The 12,100-nt window shown below is 51.8% G+C and carries 10 protein-coding genes; 1 reads left to right on the top strand and 9 read right to left on the bottom strand.

The features are described 5' to 3' along the window. Nucleotides 1-38 precede the first annotated feature (38 nt). The 7 genes from ACO0LK_RS10450 to ACO0LK_RS10420 form a co-directional block, all read right to left on the bottom strand. On the bottom strand, nucleotides 39-551 hold the full coding sequence (locus ACO0LK_RS10450; protein ID WP_422974762.1) for a GFA family protein: 513 nt from the start codon (nucleotides 549-551) through the stop codon (nucleotides 39-41). Between the two features lie 67 nt (nucleotides 552-618). Beyond that, entirely contained in the window at nucleotides 619-774 is a 156-nt protein-coding gene (locus ACO0LK_RS10445) for a DUF3096 domain-containing protein (protein ID WP_186948296.1), read from the bottom strand. A gap of 135 nt (nucleotides 775-909) precedes the next feature. Continuing rightward, a complete protein-coding gene (locus tag ACO0LK_RS10440) occupies nucleotides 910-1,428 on the bottom strand; it encodes a glutaredoxin family protein (RefSeq protein WP_422974760.1) in 519 nt (172 codons plus the stop codon). A gap of 211 nt (nucleotides 1,429-1,639) precedes the next feature. Next, on the bottom strand, nucleotides 1,640-2,908 hold the full coding sequence (locus ACO0LK_RS10435) for an SGNH/GDSL hydrolase family protein (protein ID WP_422974758.1): 1,269 nt from the start codon (nucleotides 2,906-2,908) through the stop codon (nucleotides 1,640-1,642). A 35-nt stretch (nucleotides 2,909-2,943) separates the two neighbouring features. Next, on the bottom strand, nucleotides 2,944-4,239 hold the full coding sequence (locus tag ACO0LK_RS10430) for a glucarate dehydratase family protein (protein WP_422974756.1): 1,296 nt from the start codon (nucleotides 4,237-4,239) through the stop codon (nucleotides 2,944-2,946). A gap of 43 nt (nucleotides 4,240-4,282) precedes the next feature. Continuing rightward, nucleotides 4,283-7,171 carry a glycosyl hydrolase 115 family protein gene (locus ACO0LK_RS10425; RefSeq protein WP_422974754.1) on the bottom strand — a complete coding sequence of 963 codons (2,889 nt, stop codon included), beginning with the start codon at nucleotides 7,169-7,171 and terminating at the stop codon, nucleotides 4,283-4,285. Between the two features lie 627 nt (nucleotides 7,172-7,798). Continuing rightward, nucleotides 7,799-8,200, bottom strand: coding sequence for a hypothetical protein (locus ACO0LK_RS10420; RefSeq protein WP_422974753.1), 402 nt, complete (start codon nucleotides 8,198-8,200; stop codon nucleotides 7,799-7,801). A gap of 505 nt (nucleotides 8,201-8,705) precedes the next feature. Here ACO0LK_RS10420 and ACO0LK_RS10415 point away from each other — a divergent pair. After that, nucleotides 8,706-9,695, top strand: coding sequence for an alpha/beta fold hydrolase (locus ACO0LK_RS10415; protein WP_422974751.1), 990 nt, complete (start codon nucleotides 8,706-8,708; stop codon nucleotides 9,693-9,695). Nucleotides 9,696-9,795: 100 nt separating this feature from the next. Here the strand turns inward: ACO0LK_RS10415 and ACO0LK_RS10410 are convergent, their stop codons facing one another. Then, nucleotides 9,796-10,845 carry an aldose epimerase family protein gene (locus ACO0LK_RS10410; RefSeq protein ID WP_422974749.1) on the bottom strand — a complete coding sequence of 350 codons (1,050 nt, stop codon included), beginning with the start codon at nucleotides 10,843-10,845 and terminating at the stop codon, nucleotides 9,796-9,798. Continuing rightward, complete coding sequence (locus ACO0LK_RS10405) at nucleotides 10,835-12,082, bottom strand: XylR family transcriptional regulator (RefSeq protein WP_422974747.1); 1,248 nt, start codon at nucleotides 12,080-12,082, stop codon at nucleotides 10,835-10,837. The genes ACO0LK_RS10410 and ACO0LK_RS10405 overlap by 11 nt, the downstream gene beginning before the upstream one ends. Nucleotides 12,083-12,100 lie beyond the last annotated feature (18 nt).

The following is a 12,100-nucleotide window of genomic DNA, read 5'->3' as shown; positions in this document are numbered from 1 at the left end:
TCAGCAATTTTCTTTACTGCATCGAGTGCGCCTGGATACTATTTCTTGCGCGCTGCCTGATACGCTTCTATCTGCGGCAGCAATGCTACCCGCCTTGCCAGGCTGCTGGCTGACCAGTATTGTGTGCGGTCATAGTATTCGGCAAATACGGGTATGTCCCCGGCCAGGTTGACCCAGGGCTGTTTGGATTCGGTAAAGATATGCATATCTGGTGGTAAATGATCGGGCTGATCCAGTGTGCCGACGCGCACAAACTTCATCAACGGGCCAGCGCCTGCATAGTTGCTCCAGACGGCAATTCTACATTGCGGGCAACGGGCAATTTGTTGCCCGGCACCGCTGTTTGACGGGGTATCGACCACGTCTGGTTCGCCGCCCAGGTTGAGCACCTGTTCAGCTTCTATCATGGCATTGAGGGCGAATGCTGCCCCGCTTTCACGTTGACACCAGCGGCAATGGCAGCAATGCACAACCAGTGGCGCCATCAGCATGCGGTAGCGTATATGCCCGCAATCGCAGCCACCGTCCAGAGGAAATACCGATGTTGTCATGATGCCTGCCTTGTTCAGAAAATGGCAGATGAAACAGTGTTAGTGGACTATTCCACCTGCATGTTCATCAAAAAATATTAAAGCGCCCCAAACCCAGTATGCCCACCAGGCCCACAACGATGAGATACAAAGCTACAATAAAACTCACCAGCTTGGGTTTAACCAGGATACAAAGACCGGCTACCAGAGCCAGAACAGGCATGAGGGAAAGATGGATATTCATGAATAATCAGTCAGAAAATAAAAAGAAATATTGAACTACATGGCCTGTAAAGCCAGGCACCCATGTTAACGCGGCTGGATTATTTTTGCTTAAAAACTTGCTGTGGCATGTATAGCATGCGGCGTCAGAGCCCCATCAATCCTTGCTGGCAAAGAATTCGTCATAGGCTTGCGCAGTGAAACCCTGTATGCGCTTGTTACCAGCCAACATCAGCGGTATGCCGCCACCACCACCGGCTTCGGCAAACGCTGTCTTGCCGTAACTGGTGTCAATATCCACTTCACGATATGAGATGCCTTTGCCCGACAGATAGGATTTGGCCTGCTTGCAGTAACCACACCAACTGGCGGAATACAGCACAGGCTCTTTCCCGGCAGCTGGGCTGGGAGCAGAACGTGCTTTTTTCAGGCGTTCAATATAAGACAGGCTGGATGCAGGGATTTCGCTACTGGGCTGGTCTTTGAACTGCATGACTTTTTCCAGCCGGCCTTCTTTGGGTGGCTGGTCGCTGAACACGACGCGCCCATCTGGCGACACGGATTTATACACGGTGCCAGCCAGTGCGACAGAGGTCAGGCCAGAAACCAAAGCAAGCAGAAATAGTCGTTTCAATGGGTGCAAGCCAGGCTCTCCATCAGGTAACAAGCTGCGCATTCATCTTGCACAGGGGCGGATGCAGATTGATTTGATCTGCCTGTCTTGCGGGTAAGACAGCAGCATGATCATGACACATTTGCAAAGGTCTTACAAATGCATATTGGCGGCAAGCCGCCGCACTACCGAAAATCCTTTCAATAGTATAGCGACGGCTTGAATGAAACAGAAAGCAGGAAGCAGAAAGCGGGAAGAGAGAAGCTGAAAAACCTTACTGGCGAATCACACACTTTTGCAGTGCTGGCAAGGGCACTGCATGGGCCATGGCGCGAAGACCTGCTGTTGACGGATGCAGGAAATCGCCCGTGTCATATTCCTTGCGCATACGTTCCACCTGTGCCGGATCACGAATGGCGGCATCGAAATCAGCCACGGCATCAAACACGCCAGATGTGCGTATCCAGCTATTGATAGCCTGGCGGTCTTCTTCATTGGATGCATTCGGACGATAATAGTCACTGCCCATATATGGGGTGATGGTCGCGCCAATGACGCAGATGCCGTGTGCATGAGCCCGTTCCACCAGTTGAATATGGGCAGTCAGCAAGTCTTCGATGATCTTTTTGCGCGCTTCCGGCACATCGTCGCCATTGCGGTGCTGCCCACCCAGATCATTGACGCCTATCATGACGATGGCATGCGTGACGCCGCTGCGGGCAATCACATCGCGTTCAAAACGGGATGCCAGGTTAGGGCCGGTACCGTCGCGCAGCATGCGTCCACCGCCTATGCCGGCATTGATCACACCCATGGCTGGCGCGCCTTCCCTGATCAAACGGGCGGACAACTGGTCTGGCCAGCGATCATTGCCATCGGTAGTGGAACCAGCGCCATCGGTAATCGAATCGCCTATCGCCACCACGGCACCGACACTGCGCGGTGCCAGCACTTCGACATCGGCAATCTGGTACCAGTGCGTGACCTTGCCGGCATCAGCCCAGGCAGATTCCAGAATGCGGTTGCCCTTGATATAAAAGCTGTTGGCGCGTGAACCCGGGTGGCTGGTCTGGCGTACCGGTTCGCCCTTGAAATACATGGAAATGGCCAGGTCCGATGCAGCGGCATGCGGCAAGTTCACCGGGTCGCTATAGTATTCGGCACCTGCCGGTATCATGACATTGTTGCGACCGGCAAACTTCAATTGTTGCAGACTGGATGCCTCCACATCGGTCTTGCCTGCTGCAACCGCGCGCGCCAGACTCGCAGCTTCGATAAACAGCGGCGTCGTGCCATACACATTACTGAAGCGCACGCGCACACGGCTACCACCCAGCGTGACGCGCACAATCTGGCGCAGACTGGATTCGCGCCAGCGCTCTGCGGGCAACATATTGTCCGGCTCCGGCACTTGCTGGGCCGTACCCCAGGATGCCACCCAGTGCACATCTGCCGCCGCAGCGCTGGCAACAGCAGAAGTGACGGCGAGGGGCAAGGCGATTGCCAGCAGCGTGGCGGACCATATTTTTTTTGCTTGTCTCATGTATTTTCTCTTTTTTTGGTACTAACAGTGTTGCATCAAAACCGTGGGCTGACGCCTTTGAAATCAGGATCATATTTGCGCATCTGCCCCAGGTCGTCACGGTTGCGTATGCCGCATTCCAGATATTGCTGATGCAAGACCGCCAGTTTGACCTGGTCAATTTCCACACCGAGACCAGGAGTAGTGGGCACCGGCACGGAACCATCGACAAAGCGCACCCGCCCACCCTTGATGACATCTTCTTCCTGCCAGGGGTAATGGGTATCGCATGCATAGGTCAGCCCAGGAATGACAGCAGCCACATGAGTCATGGCCATCAGGCTGATACCAAGGTGAGAATTCGAATGCATGGACATGCCCATGCCAAATACCTCGCACATGCGCGCCAGCGACACCGTGGCACGCAGGCCGCCCCAGTAATGGTGGTCAGACAGCAGAATTTCGACCGCATGGGTTGACGCATTGCGCTTGAATTCTTCCATCGTCGTGACCACCATATTGGTGGCCAGCGGCGCGTCGCAATGCCTTGCCAGTTCGGCCATACCTATCTGACCCGGTGTCGGGTCTTCATAATATTCAAGCAGATCATCCAGCTCTTTCGCCGCAGCGATACTGGTTTCCAGCGACCAGTTGGCGTTCGGGTCCAGCCGCAATGGCAAGGTCGGGAAAGCCGCACGCAATGCCTTGATGGCGGCAATTTCCTGCGCCGGTTCCATCACGCCACCTTTTAGCTTGATGCTTTTAAAACCGTATTGGGCAATCATGGTCTGCGCCTGTCTGACGATCTGGTCTGGTGTCAGCGCTTCGCCCCAGGCATCGGCCGGATACGGGTTGTCTACGTGTTTGGCGTATTTGTAAAACAGATAGGCGCTATACGGTACCGCGTCGCGGACGGTACCGCCCAACAGGTCACAAACAGGCAAACCCAGTATCTGGCCCTGTAAATCCAGCATGGCCACTTCCAGCGCGCTGATGACCTTGTCTGCATTTTTATTGGTATGCGAGCCAGGTGCCAGTTCTATCTGCACCCCTGCCCCGCCACCGGTAGATATGATGTTTTTGCGTACACGTACTTCCATGGCGTTCAGGTCAAACGGTGTCAGGTCTGCCAGCAAAGTTTTGGCTTGTTCCAGCACCTTTAGCATGGGCTGGTCGCCATAGGTTTCGGCAATACCGACGCGACCATCGCCAATTTCGATTTCTATGATGCTGCGCAGTGCCCATGGTTCATGAATGCCGCTGGCATTGAGCAAAGGTGGGTCACGAAACGCGATCGGCGTCACACGCACCTGGCGTATCAACATAGTGGCATTGCGAATGGTCTGATTCATGTTATTACCCGTGCATAAAAATGATTTTCAAATGATGTAGCGCTTAACGCCTGGCACTTTCTTTGGGTCCAAGATAGCTTGGAAACAAGCCGCCCGTATTCATGACTATGCGCTCCAGCGTAAGGCCTGCGTCCATGCTGTACATGCGTATGCGATGCAGGCCCGCTTTGGCGATGTGGTGTCGGCTGGTAATTTTACGCATCTCGTCCTTCACCGACTCTTCCCAGGCCTTTAAACTCATGTCTTTGACTATATTGAATACCTGTGGTTTTTCATCATCAACGGCAATCGCAAAACGCAGACCTGGCCCTTCGGCAAAAGGCAGGCTGGGTACAAAAATTGAGTCTATGCTGACATCACCGGTCGAATACAGGTAAGCCGTGTATTCCAGATAAGGAGCCTGGCTCAGGTCAGTAAAATGCCTGTCGCTGCGGGGGAACACCGCCATCGACGACAAATGCCGCCCATGTTCCGGGATTTTTTGCCAGGAAAACTGGCCCGCGTTTCTGCTATTGCTATAGTGTTCTGCCTCTATCGTCACATTGCCATCTGACTCGACAAAGCCTTTGAAGCCATCCGGCAGCGGTGCAACATTCAGGGCTGACACCTTAATGCTGGCACCACCCCAGCCCGTGCCTTTGATGTCGATCACACCTTCAGCCTTGCCCGTGGGCAGCTTGCTCCAGTCAATCGACACCTTGATATTCTGGTTGCCGACCACCTGACCGCTGGTGTCACTGAGGATAATCCAGGGTGCACTGGCCCTGGCGATGTACTTGAATGCCTTGGTTCCCTTGTTAAACACCGTGATAGTGCGCTGCTGTTTTCCAAAAGGGTCAAAACGCGCCAGTTGATAATTGCCCTGGTGCGGCCAGACAGATGCGGCATTCTGTGGCCAGGCAGGTTCGATGTCTTCCACCGCCACGCCCATGTCCGCACCATTGTGTGGCTGCAAGTCATACAGCAAAGGCATGGTATTGGCGGCGGGCTGGTCCCAGTGAATGTAGCCGATATGGGTCTGGTCCATGAAATGCTGCCACTTGCCCCCGCTCAGCTCGGTATCATACTGACGCTGCAAATCAGCGTCCGCCTTGAACAGCGCACGGGCCTGCACGGCATAATCATTTGCATTGGACCGCCCCTGTCTGGCATACAAACGGTTCTTGCCCACCATGTTGTACATCTCGGTGACGATGGCACTGGCTTTGACCGGGTGCAGCACAAGCTGAAAAAACGCATCCTTGTATTCTGCCGGCATTTTTGCGTACAAGGCTTCTGCCCGGCTGCGCAAATCCTTGATCTCTGCCGTGACGCGATCAGCTTCATCGTAATGCAACTGGCTGTAGGTAGTAGCGTCTTGCAGCTCTGGCTTGCGGCGGTAATTATGGCGCGAATAGCCTGTCATCAAGGCAGCAATTTCTTCGGCATGCTCTGCGCCAAATTCACGCTCTGCCCATAGCTTGCCAAATTCTGGCAGGCGTTCTTTCGGCCATTTTTCCGGATTCCAGGCCATGCGCAAGAAAAACTCTATGGGATATTCCATAGGTTTTAAATCGCCGACATTGACGATCCAGATCTGTCTGGCATCAAACTGATAAGCCAGATCCATCTGCTCCCATACCTTGGCGATGGAATTGGTATTGATCCAGCGGTAAGAACGTGGTCCACCGACATAATCAAAGTGATAGTAGACACCGGCACCACCGGCGCGCTTGCGTTCTTCCGGCTTGGGCAGACGGCGGATATTGCCCCAGTTATCATCGCACCACAGCAAGGTCACGTCATCTGGCACACGCATACCTTTTTCATAGTAAGCCTGCACCTCTTTATACAAGGCCCAGACCTGCGGTACTTCCGTGGCTGGTTTGGCGTGCACCTTGCTGATGATCTGGCGCTGGTCTTTGACGATGTTTTCCAGCAGCGAGATGTTTTCGCTTTCCGACATCGGTTCATCACCATCACCGCGCATGCCTATAGTGATCAGACTTTCCTGGTTCTTGTTACGGGCGACGCCGCCTTCCCAGAAGGGATAGAGTTTGGCCTTATTGCTCTGGTAATCCCATTTGCCATTTTCTGCTGTCCATTCCTTGTGGGCGCGCATCATCGGTTCGTGGTGTGATGTGCCCATGATGATGCCGACTTCATCCGCCAGAAAGCGGTTCTGTTCATCATCGACATTAAAGGCATTGTTCCACATGGCTGGCCACAGATAATTGGCCTTCAGGCGCAGCAGCAATTCAAACACCTTGCCATAAAACTGCTGATTGTAATTGCCGTAATTTTTGGCGACCCAGTTGGTCAGTGCCGGTGCTTCATCATTCAAAAAGATGCCACGATATTTGATTTTGGGAATTTCCTGCACCAGGGTATTTTTCTGGATAGCGATACTGCTCTTCTTTTTCAAAGGCACATCAGCCCACCAGTACCAGGGCGACACACCGATCTGTTCAGACAGATCATACACACCATACACACCACCGCGTTTATTGGCACCGATAATCACCAGCGCCTGCGCCACATCCGGCAAGGGGTTTTGTACCGTCACCAGTTGATAGGCATCCCACTGGTTCGCAATACCGCTGACATCAATCTTATGCGCCGCAATCAGTTGATCAATCAGCTTGCTTTTACCTATGGTGCCAACGATGACAGCCTGGCCCTTCAAGGCCAATGCATCATTGGTGATGGCCAGCTTTTTTCCGCCGATGCTTTCTATATCTTTTTGCAGGTTACTGACCGCACGCTGAACGCTTGCATAATCACCCGTATCCACATACAGGCTGGCCGTACTGCTGGCGCCAATCAGCACCACATCACCCGCCTGTGGTGTTTGGTTGATATAGCTTTTTTCACCAAGGGCAAAACAGCTATTGCTCGCCAGCATAAGGAAACCGGCAACAGCGAACACCAGCCTTGAAATTTTTCTGTTCATATCGGTTTCAGTCCCTATTCATCTGCATGAAAATCGGCTCGCCAAGGCACCACATCGCTGGTACCTGGCTATGTAAATTGAGTTTTGAAAGCAGATGAAATGAACACAAACGGCAACCTGAGCATATAGCAGAGTGCCTTGCCGTTCATTTTGGGCATTTTTGTCTCAATTTTATTTTAATTTTTCGCTACAAACCACAGCGGCTATCGGTGGGAACAGACTATACGGCAAGTCTGCCTGCAAACGAAGGCCATGAATTTGTGCAGGATAAAGAATGCCCGCAGTCGCGCTGTTAGGCAATTATGAAACTCACCAATCATGGGCATGATTAAGCGCAGCAACTGCCGATGCCATCAGGTTGATGGGGGCGGTGGCAGTTCAGCTAAAGTATGGTGGAGAGATGGGTGACATGTTTGAGAAAAGCCGTTTCAAACGCCCATTCAAGAGGGTGATGCAGCAAGCTGCGCAGTGGGCAACCTGGGATAGGTTTCTGTCACGCATTCATTGCCGTCAATTGGCCGAAACCCATCCCTACCCTAACCCTCCCCTTGAAAGGGAGGGAACGCACCAGTCATTTTGCGTCAGACACATTATTCCGCATGACGGAGAAGCAGCGCAGAGACCTGGCTACTTTGCCGGAAGAATACCGACCAGTATCTGACGCACCGCACCATGGGCCATCACCACGTCAGGCGAATCATGCAGCAGCACATTGTATCTGGCACGAAATACCATATCGCCTTTTTCATTCGGGCCTATCAGCTCTTCGATGGCAGTACGAAACGCAAAGGCTTCGGCCGCGCTGATGTCTTTTTCATCGTCCAGACGTTCGTCCATCTCTGTCATCAGGCTGGATAATTTCTGTATCCAGGCAAAATGTGGGTGATTCACCACCAGATGCAGATGTTCCAGCGGGCTACCCACCGCACCAAAATATTGCGTTTCCACTTCTATCAAGCGTTTATGCAAATCACGCAGCACCCGGCCCAGGCTGGTCAATTGTGTGCGTAGAGACAGTTCCGAATTCATTGTGGATACCCTTTCATGTAGGAAGCCATGGGCTGTCAAGCAGTCATCATAAGCTTGTTAAGAATATGCTGCCACTTGTCATCAAATCAACCCTGCTCCTGGTGTGGGTTATTTCCATACTTTATGGTGTGGCTTTTTCTGCGTAAGACTCAGATATTTGTTTAGCGCTCTCTCGCTTAGTGTGGCGGCCAAGTGTACGAGTCGAACAAGGACGAGATTGGCGAGTCATTTTCCGCTGTAGACGTCAAATCAGCCATCCTGGGCGCTCAAAGGGGTGAAGTCATGTATCCCGAGTTTAAAAAATTATCACAGCAAGCGGGGTGTATTGGCTATTTTGTATGGATAAAAGGCCGTCATGTTTCCTATTTTGGCCGTAACGGCGAAACACATATCGAAAATTTTCCTGACTGAGAGCCAAAGTGAAGGCCTCACATCGCCTTTAGTCGATAGAATGCGCTTTCAGGATAGAAATAACCACGCAATCAATTAACCAGACGATCAATCCATGATAAATAAAAATATATTAGCAGTTCTGTTTATTGCCTTGATTCCATTTTCTGAATGCTTAGCCCAGGATGTAAGCGAAATTAAATCTAAAAACACGCCAATACAAATCGACAAACTTCTGACTCCAGAAATTGGTGGCATAAAACAGTTTGTGGAAATTAAAACGGATGATGTAAATAAGCCAGTCCTGTTATTTCTGTCTGGAGGACCTGGAAGTTCCATGATGAACAATGCCGCTTCGTTTACAACAATTTTAAAAAATAGATTTACGATTGTTCAATGGGATCAGAGGGATGCCGGGAAGACATTAAAATTAAATCCTTCGCCCATCCAGCCCTCAGTAGAGCTAATGGAGCAGGACACATATCAAGTCATAGAATTTATAAGAAAAGAGTTACACCAGGAAAAAATATATTTACTGGGTAGTTCCTGGGGCAATGTTTTAGGCTTCTATATCGTTAAAAATCATCCAGAATTACTGCATGCATATTTTGCGGCAAATCCAGTCATTAGTCAGTTGGCGAGCGAAAAAGAATTACTTGGTATTTTGAAAGATCATTTCAAAGATAATGTTATCGCCAGTACTGAATTGGCTAGCGTGAATATCCCTTTAAAAAATGACGAAGACCTGTTTTATTTAAGAAAGTGGCTCGCATACAAAGAGGGGAAAGAGAATGTAACAAGCGCTGAATTTAAAAGCGGCTTTCTTAAATGGTCAAAATCCTGGTCACCTGTATGGAACGCGGTAATAAGCGTCGATTTACCAAAGACCTTGAAAGAAGTTGACTGTCCAGTGTATTTTTTGGTTGGCAAGAACGATATTCAAACATTGACCAGCATTACGGAAAAATATTATGAACAATTGAAAGCGCCAAAGAAAAATTTGTTTTTGTTTGAAAATTCTGGGCATCAAATCCATAAGGACGAACCAGAAAAATTTCAAAATACAATCATCGGCACATTGCCAGCGATGGCATCTGGCAAGTAAGAACTGCTTCTTTGTCGGAGCTGCCCACTTGCTCCGACAAAGAGATACTTTATCGCATGTGGCCTGCACAGTCGTGCAAAATACTGATTGCCACGGTCCATCAACTCTGCAAAGAAACCCTATACACCGTCGTCTGACGGTACACCTGCCCAGGCCGCAGGATGACGGCTTCGGCATGCGGGCCGTTGATCTGGTTGGGGTAGGCTTGTGCTTCCAGGCAAAAGCCATCGTGTCTGGCGTAATCATGTGCATCGCGGCCGGCGACGCCGTTCAGGAAATTACCGCTATAGAACTGTAGGCCTGCCTGGTCGGTGGCGACGGACAACTTGCGGCCTGAGCCTGGGTCGTACACACTGGCGACTTCGCGCAATGGGCCTGGCTGGCCATTCAACCCGGCTTGCACGCAATAGCAATGATTAAAACCGCCAGCGATCAAGACCTGTTGATCGGGCCAGTCCAGTCTGGGGCCTATGGGTGCCGGTTGACGAAAATCAAAGGCACTGCCTGCTACCGACGCCAGTTCTGTAGGAATGCACCCTGCATCGATTTTCAGATAATGCGATGCGTCGATGCACAACAAATGGTCTTTGATGTCTGAGGTGCCAGCGTTCAAATTGAAGTAAGGGTGCGATGTCAGATTGATTGGTGTTGGTGCATCGGATTGCGCTTCATAGTCTATCGTCAGGCGCCCTTCGTCATCGAGGCGATATGTCACCTGCACCTTGAGGTTGCCGGGAAAACCACCTTCACCGTCCGGTGAAGTCAAAGACATGCGCAGGCTGCCGTCTTCTTCTGTTGCCAGCCAGCGTGCCGTGTGAAAACCGCTGCTGCCACCGTGCAGGTGATTGTCGCCGTCATTGCATTCCACGGTATAGCTGCGGCCATCCAGCTCAAACTGTCCGGCGGCAATGCGGTTGGCCCAGCGCCCGACGATGGCACCAAAATAAAATGGATTTTGCACATAGCTGCCGGCTTCAGCATAGGCCAGCAAGACATCACCTACGCGCCCGTAACGGTCGGGTGCCAACCAGGATACCAGTGATGCACCGCGATCGCTGATGGTCAGTTGCATATCCTGTGCATTGCGCAGGGTGTAGATGTTTTCGTCTGCCGTTGTGGCCGTGCAGGATACTGTTTTTTTATTCGTCATCACTTTGCTCGGCAAGTTGAGTGTGGGGATGTGACGGCGGCAAGCCTATGGCATTGCCATCCGTCTGTAATACGCTTTCCTGATATTTGCGCGGGGTGCAGCCCAGTTCCCGTTTGAACACGGCATGCATGTACTGTATGGTGGTAAAGCCGCAACTGACGGCGACATCGGCAATACTGCTCTGGCCCAGTGTCAGCATGGCCTTGGCTGCCTCCAGCTTGAAATGCAGGATTTCATCATGCACGCTGCGCCCCAGCTCCTGCCTGAAATAAGACTCCAGCGATGAGCGGGAAATACCGACATAATCAGCCACCTGTTCAGTCTTGATGCCCTGACATGCATACTGGCGGATGAAATGGCGTGCCTGCATGACGTGCGGGTGCTTGGGGGTCTCGTAACGCGATGATGTCAGCACATTGATGCCGACCGGCGGTACCAGGATTCTGGTGGTGGACAGCCGTGCCCCGTTTAGCATCTGGTGCAGCAAGTGGGCTGCAGTACGCCCCATTTCTTCCGTCCCCTGCATGACCGAACTGAGCGGTATCCGCGTCAACATGCGGGCCAGCGGGTCATTATCTATGCCTATCAGGGCGACCTGCTCTGGCACGGCGATGCCTGCAATCAGGCAAGCCTGTAATAACTGGCGGGCGCGGGCATCGGTCACGGCAATGATGCCAACCGGCTTGGGCAAGCCTTCCAGCCATTTAATCAATTGTTGTACTGCTTCATCCCAGGATGGTGCGCTGGTGATCTGGCCGCGATAAATTTCTGCCGTCAGGCGGTCGCGCTTCATCAACTGGAGGAAGGCGTTTTCGCGTTCTTGCGCCCAGCGGTTTTCTGGTGCTTCCGGCAGGCTGAAAAAGGCAAAGCGTGGCAGACCAGCTTCAATCAAATGGTCATACGCCAGTTTGATGAGCTTGAAATTGTCGGTCGCCACATACGGCACAGCTTTGGGATAATGCGCTTCGTTCTCGTACGATCCACCCACGGCCACTACCGGCACGCGGCTATGCGACAGTGCCTCGCAGACCACAGGATCATCAAAATCAGCGATGATGCCGTCGCCCTGCCAGCTTTCTATACCCTGCAGGCGGGCGCGAAAATCTTCTTCCAGAAACAGATCCCAGGATACCCGGGTCGAGCTGAGATAAGAGGCAACGCCAGCGATGATTTCCCTGTCATAAATCTTGTTTGCATTGAACAATAAAGCAATTCTATGCGAGTTAGGCATCTTCATATTCGGTCGGCTCCGTGG

Source organism: Undibacterium sp. Ji49W (genome assembly GCF_049340205.1).
GTDB lineage: Bacteria > Pseudomonadota > Gammaproteobacteria > Burkholderiales > Burkholderiaceae_D > Undibacterium.
Note: the sequence above shows the minus strand (reverse complement) of the source record. Positions and strands in the feature narration are given on the sequence as shown.

Excerpts from the sequence above, each read along its gene's own strand:
- ACO0LK_RS10410 (WP_422974749.1), bottom strand. The coding sequence starts at position 10,845 with ATGACGAATAAAAAAACAGTATCCTGCACGGCCACAACGGCAGACGAA.
- ACO0LK_RS10435 (WP_422974758.1), bottom strand. The coding sequence starts at position 2,908 with ATGAGACAAGCAAAAAAAATATGGTCCGCCACGCTGCTGGCAATCGCC.
- ACO0LK_RS10425 (WP_422974754.1), bottom strand. The coding sequence starts at position 7,171 with ATGAACAGAAAAATTTCAAGGCTGGTGTTCGCTGTTGCCGGTTTCCTT.
- ACO0LK_RS10450 (WP_422974762.1), bottom strand. The coding sequence starts at position 551 with ATGACAACATCGGTATTTCCTCTGGACGGTGGCTGCGATTGCGGGCAT.
- ACO0LK_RS10445 (WP_186948296.1), bottom strand. The coding sequence starts at position 774 with ATGAATATCCATCTTTCCCTCATGCCTGTTCTGGCTCTGGTAGCCGGT.
- ACO0LK_RS10430 (WP_422974756.1), bottom strand. The coding sequence starts at position 4,239 with ATGAATCAGACCATTCGCAATGCCACTATGTTGATACGCCAGGTGCGT.
- ACO0LK_RS10420 (WP_422974753.1), bottom strand. The coding sequence starts at position 8,200 with ATGAATTCGGAACTGTCTCTACGCACACAATTGACCAGCCTGGGCCGG.
- ACO0LK_RS10405 (WP_422974747.1), bottom strand. The coding sequence starts at position 12,082 with ATGAAGATGCCTAACTCGCATAGAATTGCTTTATTGTTCAATGCAAAC.
- ACO0LK_RS10440 (WP_422974760.1), bottom strand. The coding sequence starts at position 1,428 with ATGCGCAGCTTGTTACCTGATGGAGAGCCTGGCTTGCACCCATTGAAA.
- ACO0LK_RS10415 (WP_422974751.1), top strand. The coding sequence starts at position 8,706 with ATGATAAATAAAAATATATTAGCAGTTCTGTTTATTGCCTTGATTCCA.